Origin of the sequence: Hoylesella enoeca JCM 12259 (assembly GCF_000613405.1) — a bacterium.
Lineage (GTDB): Bacteria > Bacteroidota > Bacteroidia > Bacteroidales > Bacteroidaceae > Prevotella > Prevotella enoeca.
In genome coordinates, this window is record NZ_BAIX01000005.1 from 25,899 (window position 1) to 44,375 (window position 18,477).

An 18,477-nucleotide genomic window follows, 5' to 3' on the forward strand; every position below is an offset into this window, starting at 1 on the left:
CGTAGCGTCAACAGGGCAGCCGCAAAGGGCTTCATGATATTCTTGTATTTCATAATTTGGTATCTCGTTAGAATGTTGCGTTAATGGTGAAAAGATAACTTGCCGTGTAAGGTGAGAATGAACGCATACGGAATTGAGAGGCTCCTGTGCCACGAATAGACTCAGGATTCTCGTGGTTTGGTGCCGTATTGAGTAAGTAAGCAAGGTTACGCCCAGTGACACTCACAGAGAGTGCCTTGGCGCCCAAGTGTCGATAAATGCTCGAAGGGAATGCATACGAAAGAGTGATTTCACGCAATGCAATGTAATTCAATTTCTTGAATCAATCGTTGTTGATGACTCCCTGCCCCCAATTGTTCTTAAAATACGCAGTCGTTTGTAAATGAGCAGGCTCCACATAGCCTTTTTCGTAAGCCTCTTGATAAGTCTTTCCGCTGACGTCTTGCTGTTTCCCCGAAGGCGTGGTGACGATTGTTCCCTTGTCAAAAACAACATCAGGAATGAAGCCATCAGTATATTTGACACCTTTGGAATCAGCATATTGGCTGATCCATTCAATGCCTTTACGATATTTCTCGGTTGTTCCTGCAAAACCGTAAGCCGTTGCATAGCGTGAATTATAAGATGCAACATAACCGCCGAAACGTGCATCGAGCAGCATATAAAGGCTCACATTCTTATAGCGCAGCGTGGTGTTGAGTGATCCGAGGAAGTCGGGAAGCATCGAACCCACCTCTTTTACGGTGCCGCCTCGCTTATAATAAACGGTTCGGTAATTGTTCGTATAACCGACAATAGGCTTTCCTGTGGCTTCGTCTGTCTTCATCCAAGAGTCTGACATCAGCATTCCGTAAGTGGAACCGATCTTTGCCACCGAGCCGATTCGATAGTTTCCGTAATCGGGATAACCATCAAGCACGATGTAAGAAGCCACGTCTTCACTCAGCGAAACAACCTTATTGCGGTTGCGGGTATATGTGAAATTGAGATCCCATTGCCAATCGCGGTTTTTGATCGGAGTTGTATTCAGAGCGAGTTCGATACCAGAGTTCTGAATGTTTCCAGCATTGATAAGCTCTGTTTTTACGCCCGAGAAGTAGGGAACGTCGATAGACATGATTTGATTTCGCGTGTTTTCACGATAGTAAGTGAAGTCAATTCCGATGCGACTATCCACGAATCGCCAGTCAAGTCCTATCTCCCAAGCGTTCTTACGCTCTGGTTTGAGGTCCGTACTCTTGATTTTGTCGTCCAAAGAAAGGCCATATATCTTGTTATCTCCTTTGGAATAGGTCTTCAATTCGTATCCGGAATTGATGTAATAAGGTGATGTGTCATTACCCACTTGTGCCCAAGAAGCGCGTATTTTGGCAAAAGACACCCACGAGGGAAGCTGTTTCTTGAAGCTCTCGGTGATGATCCACGAACCCGAAACAGACGGATAGAAGTACGAGAAATTGCCTCTTCCATAGCTGTAAACCAATGCCGACGACCAGTCATTACGTCCGGTGATGTCTAAGTAGAGCTGATTCTTCCAGCTTCCACCCACTGCAAAGATCGTGGAAACAATGCGCTTGGTGTTGAATTTGTATCCCTCGAAGCCCGCTTGTTTCTTTGAATTCTTGATAAAGAATTGATTGGGAACGATCAATCCGTCGTTAGTCCACTCGGAATGATACTGTGCGTGCTGATTGAAATATTCTTCGCGAAGGAATCCGTGCACCTCAAATTCATCATTAATTTGCTTATTGAGGTTGGCCACGGCATAGAGATTCTCTTGCGTTGTGCTTGTATGTGTAAGCGAATAATCGCCTCCTTCGTTGGCATATTTCCATCCGGGATACTTTCCTTCGCTATCAATCGTATAATAGTTCACGTTTCCGCCCACGGCAAGTTGCAACCAAGGGGTGGCTTGAACACTCACATTGAGCACGGGTCTGATCATTCGTTCCGTGCGTTTGTAATCGTTTTCGTAAATGTTCCACCATAAACTGCGACCCGGAACAGCCCGATATTGATCGCCGTAAGCTGCATCTGCGAGTCCGCCATGTGTTCCTTTATAAAGATGTTTGTATCTCTTGACATCGTATTCGCGCGGGAATGAACCATTAGCAAACATTTCGCCGATGTTCTGTTGAGCGTTGCGCGGCTCCGACTGCGTGAAGTTCATACTGAAATCGACCGTTACCAATTTGCCCACTTTCTGTGAACCTTTGCCTAAGAACGAGAATCTGTTGAACGTGTTGCGCGGTGTTGTGCCTTTATTATACTTGTAAGAGGCCGACGCATAGAATGTTGTGCGGTCGTTTCCGCCTTGCAATGAGATGTTGGTATTGGTGTTAAAGCCTGTGTCGTAGGCGTCTTTATAGTTGTTCTTATAAATTCGATTCGAACCGAGAGACCCGTCATACTGCTCAAACTCTTTACCCGAGGCCCAGCTCACATCAGGTCCCCAGCCCGTACCTGACTGCGAAGCCTGTTCTATCATGGAGTATACGCCCTTGCTATTGGTTGCATACGCTGTCATATTATCGCCCCAACGGCTACCCGTTTTGTTGTAATAATCACCGTATTCAACGGCTCCGGGGAAATAACCTTGCAGATAACGATTCTGCAAATCAGGCGATTTGTAAACGGTTTCGAGTCCTATGCTTTGTGAGAAATGCACTGTGACACCGCCACCACCACGACCACTCTTGGTGGTGATCACCACAGCACCGTTCAAACCTCGCGATCCATAGAGCGCCGTTGCAGCTGCTCCTTTGAGCACACTCACGCTTTCGAAGTCGTCGGGATTGAGGTTTTTCAACTGGTTTCCGTAGTCGTTGATATCCGAATTCCAGTCTGCATCGCCTGAATCACTTGTTGCATTGTCAAGGATCACACCGTCGATCACGAAGATAGGTTGGTTGTTTTTGTTCAGCGTTGAGGCTCCGCGGATCTGTATTTTGGTTGATCCGAACATACCACCATCTGATTGATTGATCTCCACACCGGCCACTTTACCTTGCAAGGCAGATACGGGCGAAATGGTGTTGGCACGTTCCAATTCGCCGGCTTTCACCTCCGTAACGGCATAACCCAGTGCTTTGGCTTCGCGTTTGATACCCAGAGCCGTTACAACCACTTCGTTGAGCGCGTTTTCGTTGTCCTCAAACACCACATCGATCCGCGTTCTTCCGCCCACGGCCACACTCTTGGTCTTGAAACCGACATAGCTGAACAACAGTGTCGACTGCGGTTGACACTTGATCGTGTAATTACCGTCGATATCGGTGATGACACCCATTTTCTGCCCCTGCACCGTCACCGAAGCTCCGATAACGGGTTCTCCCTGCGCGTCTTTCACCGATCCTTTCACCGTGAAATCTTGTGCATAGAGACTCGTGACCAGCAGCATCAGCAATGCAGTCACACACACTCGCCATATAGTATGCGAGTTTTCGATCTTTTTTCTCATTCTTGTAATGTTTAAGAATTAATAAATTTGGTTTTAGTAGAGACGAAACTGTCGACAGAAAACGTTATAAAATCGGCAATTGGTAGATCTTTGTTCGTTTGTTGGTAGTATCGACTTTCTTAATGTCTCTTTTCGAATGCAAATGTAATACAATGCAAATAATCCACCAAATAAATACTTGATAAATATCAATTATGGGTGATTGGGGTGGGTTTTTACGCTCGACTGCCCCACGAAAATAATCGAAAGGCAGGGGCGTTGCTCTTACCAATCCTTTAAAAACGGAATGATGAAAATGATTTACATATTCAATTGATTCCCAATCATATACAAACGGATTTCTGACCCGCTGTTAATCGCTACGCAACTAATGGTTAATGACAAACCCAAAAGATGTGAGTTGGTGTGCGAAAGACCGTAATTTAGAAGTCTATAAGTAATAAGCGTGTTATCCGACAGGCTGTTTTCGTCCCTTGCTTGTCATTCGTCCAACGGAGCATTAGGCGCAAAACCGACAAATAAATGGTATTTGAAAGGTCGTATTGAATTATTTTCGTATTTTTGCAAAAACATGATTCAAATGACGAAAAAGACGATGGAATGGAGCAAACTCATCTCTAATAAACGGCTGGGACAGGAATATCAACACGCCGAACGCCACGATGATCGTTCTGAATTTAAGCGCGACTACGACCGACTGATCTTCTCTGCGCCGTTCAGAAGGATGCAAAACAAGACACAGGTGTTTCCTTTGCCGGGCAGCGTGTTTGTTCACAACCGCCTCACTCACAGTTTGGAGGTGGCGTCTGTGGGCATGTCGTTGGGCAACGATGTTGCTTCCAAGCTGAAAGAACGTCATTCCGGACTCGCGGGAACGCTTTTCGAGGAAATCGGAACGATCGTCAGTGCAGCGTGTTTGGCCCACGATATGGGTAATCCGCCATTCGGACACAGCGGCGAAAAAGCCATTCAGACGTTCTTTACAGAGGGTAATGGACAGGCGCTCAACGGTCGGTTAAGCGCCGATTTTTGGTCGGATATCACGCATTTTGAGGGTAATGCTAATGCATTCAGGCTGCTCACTCATCGATTTAACGGTCGGCGAGAAGGTGGTTTTGTCATGACCTATTCCACATTAGCCGGCATCGTGAAATATCCTTTTGTGAGTGGTTTGGCTGGGAAGCACAAGAAGTTTGGCTTCTTCACGTCCGAAGCGCCTGTTTTTCAGAAAATAGCCGATGAAATGGGCGTTTTCTGTAAGTCGAAGCCGGGTGAGCCGATCTGTTATGCGCGTCATCCGCTGGTCTATTTGGTGGAAGCTGCCGACGATATTTGCTATGAAATCATGGATATCGAAGATGCGCATAAGTTGAAAATCTTGTCTTTCGAAGAAACCGAAAACCTGCTACTGGGTTTCTTTGACGATGACATGCAGCAACGCATACGCCAACGCATCGTCGATGAAGGCGTGACCGACAACAACGAAAAGGTGGTCTACATGCGTGCTTGCGCTGTGGGAAAACTCGAAAACGAGTGTGTTGATGCTTTCGTCGATAACGAAGCGGCCATACTTTCGGGTACTTTTGAGGGCGGACTCATCGATCATATCCGCCCACATCAGCGTGAAGCCTATCGCAATTGCACCCGTAAATCTTATGAAGAGATCTACCATAGCAAGCCTGTTTTAGACGTGGAACTCAGCGGTTACAAGATTATGGAGACGCTGATGGACACATTCATCGGGGCGGCCGTCACGCCAGAGCGATTTCATTCGCAGCAATTGATCCGACGATTCAGCAGCCAATACGACATCAATAGTTCCGACTTGGAAACGCGCATCATGTCGGTCATCGATTATATCAGCGGTATGACCGATGTATATGCCTCGATGTGTATCAGAAAATCAATGGAATCTCGTTGCCGATCGTGTGAATGAATCGTAGAAACGCAAATCATCAATGCCTTATGAACCGCAAGTCTCTATCGCAATCTTTCTATTTTTCGCCATTTCATCGATGTTATCGAGTATCGAATGTTATCGGAAAGCGGAACGTCGGATCGTGAATGATCTCAACAGGGCACTCGTTTTGACGGTGCAGGAGCATCCGAGCGAAGAACTGACACCCGATACGCTCCGCACCTATCGCCGTCATCTCACTATCGACCAACTGAAAACTCGTGCATCGTTGGCCTATTGTCTGCACGGCGAGAACATCGACACAACATGCAGCAAACTCTTGCCAGCGGATAAATCAGCCCATTTCATCGGATTAAGAGCCTATGCCAACTGCTCGATGGCAACGATATTCAGCATCTCTGATCAACGGTTGCCGCTCTCATTGCTGTTGGTGGCCACGCTTTGGGGCTTATGGGCTGTGCTCTATGCACGCAAACATCGATTTGATACCATTTCATCGCGCTCTCTTTACGGCGAACTCACTTATTCATCGACAGTTTCTGCCTTTTTCAATAAGCGTCACGAGCAAGTACATTTCACGCCGATGCAGGCACAGTTGATGCAGATGTTTCTCATGGCCGACAGTCATCGACTTTCCCAAAGCGAGATTTTTGCTGCGCTATGGCCTAAGAAAGATGACCCCAGCGAGACGCTTCATACCTTGATCCGACGCCTGAAAACAACCTTAGAGTCTGTTTGTCGGCTCCACATTGAGGTAGAGCGCGGTCAAGCCTATCGCATTCTGAAATCGAAGGAGTGATCCGGCACTGTTTCATCAACCGGCCGCTAAACCGTCAGCCTTGATCATCCTGTCGCTAATCGTGCGCCGATGGTTGCCGATGCTGAATACCGACCGAGTTTATCCTAAAAACACTGCCGTCACCGTGTGTTTATAGGGTTCGCCCCGCTGATTCCCACATAAATTTTCCCACTGGCGGCCCCTATCCGCAATGATTCTCTTACCCAGTCCGTTGCCTCCTGATCGGCAAGCGAAGAGCCTGGGTGCGAATATCCTTATATTGATGATTTGAATAAAAGGCGGAAGATCTTTTGGTTTATTCCGCAGGTTGTATTATCTTTGTCCCTTACTAATTGGATTATCACCGTGATGAGAAATTTGTTTCATGCGGATGATATTTAATTTTCATCACGATGGTACGAAAATTTCATCACGATGATAATTCGATTTGCAAGGGATCTCTGCAATCGCAGATATAGAGGTTGTGATCACCTTGTATAGAAGGCGTGATCATTGAGTACCTATATAGATTACGAGAGTGCTTCTATGATTCAATTGCAGGTATGGAGGTTGTGATCGTTGGGGGTGGAGTGAATGAATGGTTTGATAGAAATAGAAAGGAAAGGAAGATTATGGCAGTACGTTACAAGTTGTTGAGGACCACGGGCAGCGTCTCGAAGAAGACGGAATGGAAGGCTGTGCCGGTGGAGTATCGCACGGTGGGACTGGACGATATGCAAAGGCATATCGAGCGGGCCACATCGCAGACATTGGCTGACATGGTGGGGGCACTCGAGGCGATCCGCTCGGAGGTGATCGATCAGCTCTTGATGGGCAATCGGGTTTATCTGCCGGGGTTTGGTTATTTCTCTTTGTCGATCGAGGGCGAGCGATATGAGGACCCGCGCTCGCATCGCTTTCGGCTGCGCCATGCTGCCGTGCGCGGGGTGAATTTCCGTCCTGAGAAGGCGTTTATGAAGGCGCTGCAGGAGGCGGAGTTTGAGAATGCCACGTATGACGAACCGGCGACGGAGATGCCGGCTTCGGCCAAGGTGGAGGCTGCGCTCGCAGAGCTTTTTGCCGAACAGTCGTTTATCACGCCGCATGATTTGCGCAAGCGTCTGAATCTCTCGCGTAGTGGGGTTTATCGGCTCGTTGCGCAGTTGGAGGCGTCGGGGAAGTTGGAGAATGCCGGTTCGGCTTATCGCAAGATCTTTGTGAAAGGGAAGGCGTGACGAGGCAGAATGATGGTTTTTTATGTTTACCTTTGTTGGCGGCAAGCGATGAGGAGTGATGTATAGTTCCAGGGAGAATATTACGGCAGCGGAGCTGTTCGGACGTGTCGAGGAGATCGTTCGGGCGCAGGCGGCGCGTGTGCCGGGTGTGAACAGGATGATGCACGAGGCGCTGGTGCTGACGTGCCGGGAGGGGTTGGGCGGCGAACGGCAGACGTTTGGCAATCTCTTTGCGCAGGTGGATTTTCTGTGTAAGGATCGGGGGATCGGCGTTGGCGATGCGATGGCGATTCAGCAGCTGCGGCGCGACTCCAATCGCAGTGAGCTGTTGACGACCGACGAGGTGGCGCAGGATTGTCGGGCACTGTGTTTGCTCATTTCGGCTGTGTTTCGGACGGCAGTGCCTTCGACGTTGGTGGGGCGGATTCCGGTTGTGGGAGCGCAGCCGACCGATAGGCGGACTGTTGATGATCGCTATGTGCGCTGCATGGTGCAGGCTTTGGATGGAGCGGCATTGCGGGTGGAGGTGGACAGCGATGGAGTGGGTGAGCAGTTGCGGGTGGATCTCGGTGACGAACGATGGAGCGATCTGCGGCGGTTGGTTCGGGTGGGGACGCAACTCAATCTGCTGGATTGTGCGCGCTCGGATGAGGGTGCACTGCTTCCGCGACGGATCATCTTCGAGCCTGATTTCTTGGTAGACATCAGTAGCATTGCGCGTTGCTTCACAGATTATGGTCATCATCCGCTGGCTTATACGGTGAATCGGATGATGCCGGCTGCAGTTTCGCAGGCTATTCTCTTGGGACATTTTGCGGGTGGTGCACTGGATGATATCATCGATCAAGGCTCGTGTTATGATTGGACGACGACATTCCGCAACAGTTTCAAGGAACGGGTGCTGGCTTACACCACGTGTGCCGACTTGAATCAACGGGAAGACTTCCGCACGGCTGCCATCAATCAGGCCCACAACATTGAGGAGATCGTGGATTATCTCTTTGCCGACGGCGGTCGCTATCGACGAGAGGAGGTGGTGCTCGAACCGTCGTTTGTGTGTGAAGCCTTGGGGATCCAGGGACGTGTCGACTTGATGACAACCGACTTCCGGCTGCTGGTGGAGCAGAAGTCGGGGACGAATTACAACATTCAACGCGGGTTTCCGAATGCTTATGGCAGTTTTCAGAAAGAGGATCATTATGTTCAGTTACTGCTTTATTACGGTGTGTTGCGGCATAATCTCAGGCTCTCGCGCAATCGGGTGGATGCGTATCTGCTGTATTCCAAATATCCGTTGCCGGGCGGACTGGTGTCGGTGAACTATTATGATCGACTCTTCGACGAAGCCCTCCGCTTCCGGAATCGTCTCGTGGCCTATGAGTTGGGCATCGCGCAGGAGGGTTTTGAGCGTGTCGTCGACGAGCTTTCGCCCGACACCTTGAATGAGCGTCATTGCCAGACGAGGCTCTTCCGAGAGTTTCAACGACCTCAGATCGAGGCAATTACGAATCCGCTGCATCGGCTCTCGGCATTGGAACGCGCTTATTTTTGTAGGATGATGACCTTTGTTTATCGCGAGCAAGCCGCCTCTAAACTCGGTGTGCAGGAGGGAATCGGCAACAATGGGTCTGATCTTTGGACGATGCCTTTGGTCGAGAAGCGTGAGACTGGCAATATCTATACCGATCTGCGCATCGTCAGAAAGGAGCGGAGTCATGATTATAGCGGTTTTGATACGCTCACGCTCTCGGTTCCCAAGCAGGGCGAAGACTTCTTGCCCAACTTCCGCCAAGGAGATATGATCTATCTGTATGCTTACGACGGCGAACCCGATGTGCGTCGGGCACTATTATATAAAGGTGTGATGGCCGAGATAGGTGTAGACTTCGTCACGGTGCATCTCACCGATGGTCAGCAGAATGCTCGTGTCTTTGACCTACATCGACCATCGATGCGCTATGCCATTGAGCATGGAGGCAGCGATGTGGGTACGAATGGTGCCATTCGGAGTTTGTATTCGTTTGTCACGACCACGGAGGATCGCAAGGCGCTGTTGCTTGGGCAACGGGTTCCGCGATGTGATCGTCGGGTTTGTCTCACGCGGAGTTATCATCCCTACTATGATGAGATATTGCTCAAAGCCAAGCAAGCCGTGGATTATTTTCTGCTTGTCGGTCCGCCGGGAACAGGCAAGACGAGTATGGCGTTGAGGTATATTGTAGAGGAAGAAGTCATATCCGGCCCTGGGCGAGCCGTGCTCCTGATGGCTTACACCAATCGAGCCATTGACGAAATATGCGCGATGCTGTGTGCGGCCGAGCTAAGTTTTGTGCGCATCGGTAATGAATTTTCATGCGATGAACGCTTTCGGCCCTACCTCATCGACCGCGTGATGGATGATTGTCCGAAGTTGGAGGCTGCGCAACAACGTATTCGCGAGACGACGATCTTTGTCGGGACGACGTCGGCCATGTTGTCGCACACCAACATCTTTCAATTGAAACACTTTTCGTTGGCCGTTATCGACGAAGCCAGTCAGATTTTGGAACCAGCTATGATAGGCTTACTTGCTGCGCATTTCGGGTCGGGTGAAAACGCCGTGACCCATATCGACAAATTCATTCTTATCGGCGACCACAAGCAATTGCCTGCCGTGGTGCAGCAAGAAACAGTGTTTTCTGCTGTTGATGATCCGCAATTGCAGGCCATTGGAATTGATAATTGTCGTCAATCGCTGTTCGAACGTCTTATCAAATGGGAACGATCGCAAGGTCGGGAAGACTTTGTCGGCGTCTTGCAAAGGCAAGGTAGGATGCACCCCGATGTAGCCGATTTCCCCAACAGGATGTTCTACCATCGCGAACAACTGTTGCCTGTTCCCTGTCCCCATCAAGAAGAGAGTGCGATCGACTATACTTTGCCGTCGCTCGATGCATTGGACGACATGTTAAAGAGGCATCGTGTGCTGTTCTTTCCATCAAAACCATGCCGCCGAAGCGATCTTTCTGATAAGGTAAATATTGATGAAGCTCGTATCACTGCCCGTCTTTTGCAACGCATTTATCGGTTTTACGGACCACGATTCGATGTGCAGCGCACCGTGGGCGTCATAGTTCCTTATCGCAATCAGATTGCCATGATCCGCCGTGAGATCGATAAACTCGGTATCGATGAACTTCTTTCGATCAGCATCGACACTGTGGAACGGTATCAAGGATCACAGCGCGATGTCATCATTTATTCCTTTACCGTGCAGAATCGTTATCAACTCGACTTTCTCACAAGCAATTGTTTTGAGGAAGACGACCGTTTGATTGATCGCAAACTCAATGTGGCTCTCACGCGTGCACGCCTCCAAATGATTCTCACGGGGCATCCGGAAACGCTTTCTCACAATCGAATCTTCCGACAACTCATTGATGATGTGAAAAGTAAAGGAGGATACACCTCTCTTTAAAACCCTTTTGTTATTTATTGATTTATCTCGATGTTTGCAATCGATAACAGACTATGAATAGCTGTTTTACATGATGTGAAGATGGATATAAATAAAGAAGGATGACCGAAGAGTCATCCTTGTTGCGCTTCAAGATGGGCTTGAACCAACGACCCCCTGATTAACAGTCAGGTGCTCTAACCAACTGAGCTATTGAAGCATTGCGAGTGCAAAGGTAAACCGTTTTTTTGAAACCGCCAAATAAATTCAAGAAAAATTTCGTTAGTCATGCAATTTGGAATAATTTTGGGGTAGAAAGCACGGATTGTAACGATTAAATCGTACTTTTGCAACACACAATGGGCCAGCGATATACGGTGTCCGGAAAATAAATGAAGTTGATATGAAAAGACAGATAGCATCTTGGTGCGAAGCGATTCATGCTTTTTCGCACGCCAAAAGAGCGTTAATTGCACGCCGAAAAGCATCTTTTCACATGCCAATTAACGGTATGTTTACAAACGGTTGGATATCAATGAGATGGAAAACGGCTGTGGCCTTTCTTGCGATAGGTATCCCGTTGGTTGCTCAGAACAAAGATCACAATTTCGATGTAGCTAAGAATCTGGATGTTTTCAATGCCATTTATAAGCAGTTGGATATGATGTATGTCGACACGCTTAACGCCGACGAAGTGATCGGAAATGGCATTAATGCAATGCTGCGGAGCCTCGACCCTTATACGGTTTACTTCCCGGCAGAACAGCAGAAGGAGTTGAAAGAGATCTATACAGGCAAGTTTGCGGGCATCGGAGCACTCATCCGATACTATCCGAAACTGAAATACACCGTCATCGACGAGCCTTATCGCGGTATGCCTGCGGCCGAAGCAGGACTGCGTAAGGGTGATATTATCTTGGGTATCGACGATGTTTCGATGGCGGGTAAGGACTCGAAGTTTGTCAGCGAACATCTGCGTGGTACCCCTGGAACCAGCATTGTCCTGCGAATCAAGCGTTGGTCTACCGGCAAGGAGATGCGCGTCAAGGTCACGCGCCGCATTATTAAGCAACCCGCTTTGCCGTATTACGGGATGCGAAAGGGCGGCGTCGGCTACATCAGTCTGCGTCAGTTTACCGAGGGTTGTGCCAAAGAGATGCGCCGTGCGGTGATGGATCTGAAAGCCAAGGGGATGAAATCGCTCATCTTCGACCTGCGAAACAATGGCGGAGGATCGGAACAAGAGGCTGTGGATATCGTCAATATGTTTGTGCGAAAGGGATTGACGATCGTGTCGAACCGTGGTAAACTCAAGCGCGCCAACCGCGATTACAAGACCGCAGTGGAGCCAATCGATACGCTGATGCCCATCGTCGTCTTAGTCAACGGCGGCACAGCGAGTGCCGGAGAGATTACGAGCGGCAGCCTGCAAGACCTTGACCGTGCTGTGATTCTTGGTTCCCGCACGTATGGCAAGGGGCTCGTGCAGATGTCGGTAGACCTGCCTTACAACGGGAGTCTGAAACTGACGACTAACAAATACTACATTCCCAGCGGCCGATGTATTCAAGCCATCAACTACAAACACAGTAACGGGGGATACGTTGAGCACGTACCCGACTCGCTGACCAAGGTTTTTCACACGGCCAATGGGCGTGAAGTGCGCGACGGCGGAGGCATTCAGCCCGACGTAGAAATCAAACCCGACTCGCTGCCTAACATCGCTTATTATCTCGAATATGTCGATTCCAATTCGGTGTTGATGAACTATGAGGTGGAGTATATTGCCAAACATCCCGCCATTGCGCCTGCATCCGAATTTGAACTAAGTGATACCGACTATGCCGATTTCAAGCAACGGGTGCTCAAAAGCGGGTTCAGCTATGACCGTGAAAGCGAGAAATACTTGAAGAATCTCGTTAAATTAGCCAAATTCGAGGGCTATTATGATGACGCAAAAGCCGAATTCGAGCAGTTGGAAAAGAAGTTGAGCCACAACGTGGAGAAAGATCTGGACTACAATAAAGCTGTTATCAAACAGCTGATTACTAATGATATTGTTACCGCTTACTACTATCAGAGCGGCGCAATTGAGCACTCTCTGCGGTCGGACAAGCAGATGCAGGCGGCCGAAAAACTGCTCAACACGCCACAGGAATATCGTAAACTGTTGCTACCTAAGAAGAAATGAGACGACGTGCAGATCATAACATCCGCTTGATGTGGCTCATCATGGCTTTGGCTTTCATCGTAATCCTGGCAACGGCGATGCTTTTTTATGCCGTCGTTGCCTAACAATCACAACCTTGAAAATCGATAGTTGTGCGTCTTATCCTATCTGTTTGAGCAGATAGGCACACTTTTCGGGATTACCGAGTGTCTTTCCTTGGTCGCAGGAAAGCTTCACGCAGTCGTGCCATTCGCGCTTTTCAGTGATACGTGAACGGGTGAGTTTCACCACGATATTCATCGGATTGCAGTCTTCCACGTCGCAAGTGAGGAACGTACCCATACCATAACTGTCCTGCATTCGCCCTCCGACGTATTGGTGGAGTTGGATGGCGCGGTCGATATTGAGTCCGTTACTGAACACCACTTGCTTGGTTCTGGGGTCTATTCCCAATGATTTATACTTCTGAATAATCTTCTCGGTCTGCTCTTCTTCTACTCCGCTGTCTACCCGCAGACCTGTAAACATCATTGCCATACGCTTGGACAGATTGCCGAAAAACACCTTGTCGCCGAAACAGTCATAAAGATAGATGCCGTTATCGCCGTCGTATACATCGCTGAATTTGCGCATAACGTTGAAGTTGCATTCAAAAACACCGCTCACATTCTCCTCAAATTCGATGATCTGATGGCTCATTGTGCCGATCGGAATAAGGTCGAACTTCATCGCCAGAAACACATTGCTCGTGCCCGTAAACCGCCCAGTCCAGGTGATGACCGTTATCATCGTCGTAACCGCCCTGTTCATAGACAGTTTTCATTGTGTGAACCACCATCTCTTGATGGTCGAAAGAGAGGCGCCTGCGCGTTCCCATATCGCTCAGAATGAGTCCGTTGCTGAATATCTTGCGGGCTTTTGCCTCGGCCCGCAGCTGTTCTCGCTCGGAGTTATAACGCTGAATATCACCCCGCAACTCGTGCATCAGTTCCGAAACGATGGAGAGCACGGGCATCTCCCACATGATCGCGGCATACCATTTACCCCGAATGGAGATGTGCAAATGCCCCACCTCGTCTTGCGAGACGGTCACTTCGCGCGGATCGAACCTGTAACCGCGCAGGAATGTGAAGTACCATTCGGGTAGATAATACATCCGCTGCTTCATAAACGCAATCTCCTCGTCGGTGATAATCACGTTGGGCATCAGCGCAATCTGCTCTTTCACCAGCTTGCCGAACCCTTCGGGATAAATCGTTCCGTTGCGATCGAAGAACGTATATTCCACTTCTGCCCGCGGATAAGTCTGTAAAACATAATACTGGCAACTGAAAGTATAAGCATCGTTGTCGGTGAGATGGTTGATAATCTGTCTCATTTTTTTGTTTGTTTTGCACTATATTGCGCGCAAAGTTACGTTTTTTCTGCGGGATATGTTCATCTTTCCGCTTTTAATTGATGCTTAATCGCGTTGTGACTAACGGTTAATCGCGCTCCAACTAAGCATTAGTTGGAGCGCGATTAACCGTTTGTTGATACTGTGAAAGGATCAATCAAGAAGTACTCCCACCGGGAATCGAACCCGGATCAAAGGTTTAGGAAACCTACGTTCTATCCATTGAACTATGGGAGCAGACCTATTCGGTGATGCAAAGATAATGGTTTTTCTTGATTGAGCGAAATAAATGCAAGGCGATTTTTCTGCAAAAAACGTTAGGAATAGACAGAATTCAGTTGTCGTTCGACGATTTTTGACTACCTTTGTGGGCTCAACAAGACATTTATGAATGTATCAGACTTTACGACAAAAACCGTCGACGGCGGTCTCACGCAGCCGGAAGTAGAGGCCAGTAGGCGTCTGCATGGCAGCAATATACTTACACCGCCGCGCGGCGTATCGCTTTGGAAGCTCTATCTTGATAAATATCGCGACCCGATGATCAAGATTTTGCTTCTCACGGCATTTGTTTCGCTCGTGCTGGCGTTTATCGAAGGCGACTTCATCGAGACCATCGGTATCTTCGTTGCGATATTCCTCGCCACGACGGTAGGCTTCGTTTTCGAGCGCGATGCAGCCCGAAAGTTCAGTGTACTGACGTCGCTTGATGAGGAACAACCCGTTAAAGTGAAACGCGACGGCCGTGTGCAGGAGATTGCCCGGCGTGATGTTGTCGTGGGAGACATCTTGATTATAGAGGTGGGCGACGAGATTCCGGCCGACGGTCAGTTGCTCAGCGCCGTGGATTTGCAGATCAACGAGTCGTCGCTTACAGGCGAACCGATGGTTACGAAATATGCAGACGCCGCAGGGCAACACACCGAAGACGCTTATCCAGCCGACCAAGTGTTGCGTTCGACGATGGTAATGGGCGGCCGCGGTGTGGCTCGTGTTACGGCCGTGGGCGATGAAACGGAAATCGGGAAAGTGGCTCGCAAGTCGACGGAAACCACCGGCACAGAGACGCCTCTCAATCAACAGCTTGGTAAACTGGCCCGATTCATCAGCAAATTGGGCTCGTGCGTGGCCGTGGTAGCTTTCGTGCTTTTCCTCGGTCACAGTATTTTGACCGATACGGTGTGGCATTCGGGTGATTATCTGCGGATGACCGAGCTCACGCTCAACTATTTTATGATGACCGTTACACTCATTGTGATGGCCGTTCCCGAGGGACTTCCAATGGCGGTAACGCTGAGTCTGGCCCTGAATATGCGCCGAATGTTGCGCAGCAACAATCTTGTTCGCAAGCTGCACGCCTGCGAAACAATGGGTGCAGTTACCGTTATATGCACCGATAAGACCGGAACGCTGACGCAAAACCGAATGGAAGTGCGCGAGATGGTTCCCCTTTCTGATGACGACCGATTGCTGGCCACAGCCATTGCTGTGAATACCACGGCCCATCTCGATGCCGATGATGGGCGCGGGATAGGTAATCCCACTGAGATTGCACTGCTGACGTGGGCTCAAAAGCACAGCTTTGATTATCACGAATTGCGTGAGCGAGCCGACATCGAGGTGCAACTCCCGTTCTCAACAGAGCGAAAGCTGATGGCTACCATTGCCCGTGTCGAGGGGCGCCGTTATCTTTTCGTCAAAGGAGCACCTGAAATTATTCTGGCGATTTGCCGTCTTTCGCCCGACGAAAGACCGTTACTTGCACAGCGTTTAACGGCTTTTCAGCAGGCCGCTAACCGTACTTTGGCGCTGGCTTATCGTGAGCTGCAAGATACCGAAACAGATATTGCTTCATTACTTGCTCCCCTCTCCCAAGGGAAAGATACCGGGGATGAGGCTGTCGAGCTATCGGATGCACTGCTTACACTACAATCCTTGGTTGCTATCAGCGATCCGTTGCGTCTCGATGTACCGTCGGCTGTGGCCGAATGTCGGCGTGCCGGCATTACGGTGAAGATCGTTACGGGCGACACTTCGGCCACAGCCATCGAGATTGCGCGGCAAATCGGTATCTGGACAGCCGATGACGATAAGGTTGAAGCTGCCCATCCGAACAGTCGACACATCACCGGCACCGACTTTGCAGCCTCAGCGATGAGGCGGCTTACGCCGAAGTGGAGGGGTTGAAAGTGATGTCGCGGGCCCGACCCGACAACAAACAGCGGTTGGTTCAGCTATTGCAGCGCCACGGCGAGATTGTGGCCGTTACGGGAGACGGCACCAACGATGCGCCCGCACTCAATTATGCGCACGTGGGCTTGTCGCTCGGCTCGGGCACGAGTGTAGCCAAAGAAGCATCGGATATGACTCTCTTGGACGACTCTTTCGCGTCGATCGCCCGCGCGGTGATGTGGGGTCGGTCACTGTATAAGAACATTCAGCGGTTTCTTTACTTCCAGTTGGTGGTCAATTTGGCTGCTCTATTGCTCGTGCTTTGCGCCTCACTGGTGGGTATGGCGATGCCGCTCACCGTCACCCAGATATTATGGGTTAACCTGATAATGGATACTTTCGCTGCGATGTCACTGGCTTCGCTGCCGCCTTCGCACGAAGTGATGAACGAGAAGCCGCGTCGCAGCACCGATTTCATCATCACGCGCTCGATGATTCGGAGCATCTGCGTGGCCGGTGTAGCCTTGTTTGCATTGATGTCGGGCCTCCTTCTCTATTACGAATACGATTCCGACCCAGGCATCCAATTGCATGAACTCACGATATTCTTCACTGTTTTCGTGATGCTTCAGTTCTGGAACCTCTTCAATGCGAAGTCACTCGGCTCGCATCATTCGGCTTTCCGTCATTTCTTTTTGGATCGGGGACTCATTCTTGTACTGTTAATCATCCTCGGCGGACAATGGATTATCGTGACATTCGGCGGTAAGATGTTCCGCACCGAACCTCTTTCGCCCGTCGAATGGATCTCGATCATTGCCTCGACATCTGTTGTTCTTTGGGTCGGTGAGTTGAGTCGATGGATCAAAAGAAAGCAATCGAGCAAGCAAACCATAAAGTAGTGAGGAGCAAGTCATGATAATCGTGCATGAAATAAACGGCTCGTTTCCTCCCGCAGTAGCCACAATCGGCTTCTTCGATGGTGTTCATCGCGGCCATCAGTACCTTATCGGGCATGTCGTTAACATAGCCCGAGCGTGTCGTTTGGCCTCTATGGTCATTACATTTGCTTGTCATCCGCGCCAAGTTATCGATACTGACTATGTGCCCAGGATGCTTTCTACCCCCGACATGAAGTTGGCGCGACTCGCAGAAACAGGTATTGATCAGTGCGTTGTACTCGATTTCGACCGTCGAATGGCTGCACTCACAGCGCAAGAGTTTATGAAACGTATCTTGAAAGACCGTTTCAACGTGCGCAAACTCATCATCGGATACGATAATAGATTTGGTCATGACCGATCGGAAGGCATCGAACAATATCGCATCTACGGTCAAGCGTTGGGCATCGAAGTGTTGGAAAGCCGCGGAATCACGGTTGACGGCATTCGCGTTAGCTCTTCGGTGATCCGTAAAGCCATTGAACGCGGCGATCTGATAGAGGCCAATCGCTGTTTAGGTTATGCTTACACGATTGCCGCTCATGTGGTGCATGGTTTCCGAAACGGGCATAAATTAGGCTTTCCCACGGCCAATCTCGATATGAATGAGGTGTGTCAGCTGCTGCCGCAGATAGGAGTCTATGCCTCGCAAGTGCGTATTGATGAAACAACTGAGCTACTTCCGGCGATGACAAGTGTGGGAACACGTCCCACTTTTGATGGAACGCGCCTGTCAGTAGAGACCCATATCTTGGATTTCGATGCTGACTTGTACGGCCGGAAACTTGAAGTGCAATTCTTAAAACGACTTCGTGGCGAACGGAAGTTTGCCGACTTGCAGCAACTTCAAACCCAATTGGCCGACGATGAAAGGCGTGTTCGCCAACTGAACGGCCTTTGATCAATGTATCAAAGGTTGTAACAGTTTTATAAAACGCACGTATTCTTCACACTGACAACTCTCTAATTCG

Annotated in this window: 5 protein-coding genes, 2 tRNA genes and 4 pseudogenes; 7 read left to right on the forward strand and 4 right to left on the reverse strand. The window is 49.4% G+C overall.

The annotated features are described in order from the left end of the window. Positions 1 to 67: 67 nt before the first annotated feature. Positions 68 to 3,460: pseudogene (locus tag JCM12259_RS13510) on the reverse strand (SusC/RagA family TonB-linked outer membrane protein). Positions 3,461 to 4,055: 595 nt separating this feature from the next. Here JCM12259_RS13510 and dgt point away from each other — a divergent pair. From dgt to JCM12259_RS02900, 4 genes and pseudogenes are all read left to right on the forward strand, one after another. Further along, positions 4,056 to 5,392: pseudogene (dgt, locus tag JCM12259_RS13515) on the forward strand (dGTP triphosphohydrolase). Positions 5,393 to 5,418: 26 nt separating this feature from the next. Further along, positions 5,419 to 6,177, forward strand: coding sequence for a winged helix-turn-helix domain-containing protein (locus JCM12259_RS02890; protein ID WP_036888451.1), 759 nt, complete (start codon positions 5,419 to 5,421; stop codon positions 6,175 to 6,177). Between the two features lie 611 nt (positions 6,178 to 6,788). After that, positions 6,789 to 7,391, forward strand: a complete 603-nt coding sequence (locus tag JCM12259_RS02895) for an HU family DNA-binding protein (protein WP_025065346.1) — start codon at positions 6,789 to 6,791, stop codon at positions 7,389 to 7,391. A 58-nt stretch (positions 7,392 to 7,449) separates the two neighbouring features. Beyond that, on the forward strand, positions 7,450 to 10,848 hold the full coding sequence (locus JCM12259_RS02900; RefSeq protein WP_025065347.1) for a DEAD/DEAH box helicase: 3,399 nt from the start codon (positions 7,450 to 7,452) through the stop codon (positions 10,846 to 10,848). 125 nt (positions 10,849 to 10,973) lie between these two features. Here the strand turns inward: JCM12259_RS02900 and JCM12259_RS02905 are convergent. After that, positions 10,974 to 11,047 (reverse strand) — tRNA-Asn (locus JCM12259_RS02905). A 315-nt stretch (positions 11,048 to 11,362) separates the two neighbouring features. Between JCM12259_RS02905 and JCM12259_RS02915 the strand changes: the two genes are divergently transcribed. Further along, on the forward strand, positions 11,363 to 13,018 hold the full coding sequence (locus JCM12259_RS02915) for a S41 family peptidase (protein ID WP_025065349.1): 1,656 nt from the start codon (positions 11,363 to 11,365) through the stop codon (positions 13,016 to 13,018). A 138-nt stretch (positions 13,019 to 13,156) separates the two neighbouring features. Here the strand turns inward: JCM12259_RS02915 and pncB are convergent. Then, positions 13,157 to 14,375 (reverse strand): annotated as a pseudogene (gene pncB, locus JCM12259_RS13520) (nicotinate phosphoribosyltransferase). 183 nt (positions 14,376 to 14,558) lie between these two features. Beyond that, positions 14,559 to 14,630, reverse strand: a tRNA-Arg gene (locus tag JCM12259_RS02930). 150 nt (positions 14,631 to 14,780) lie between these two features. Between JCM12259_RS02930 and JCM12259_RS13525 the strand changes: the two are divergent. Both JCM12259_RS13525 and JCM12259_RS02940 read left to right on the forward strand, forming a co-directional pair. Continuing rightward, a pseudogene (locus JCM12259_RS13525) lies at positions 14,781 to 17,467 on the forward strand (calcium-translocating P-type ATPase, PMCA-type). A gap of 13 nt (positions 17,468 to 17,480) precedes the next feature. After that, on the forward strand, positions 17,481 to 18,407 hold the full coding sequence (locus tag JCM12259_RS02940) for a bifunctional riboflavin kinase/FAD synthetase (RefSeq protein WP_025065350.1): 927 nt from the start codon (positions 17,481 to 17,483) through the stop codon (positions 18,405 to 18,407). Positions 18,408 to 18,477 lie beyond the last annotated feature (70 nt).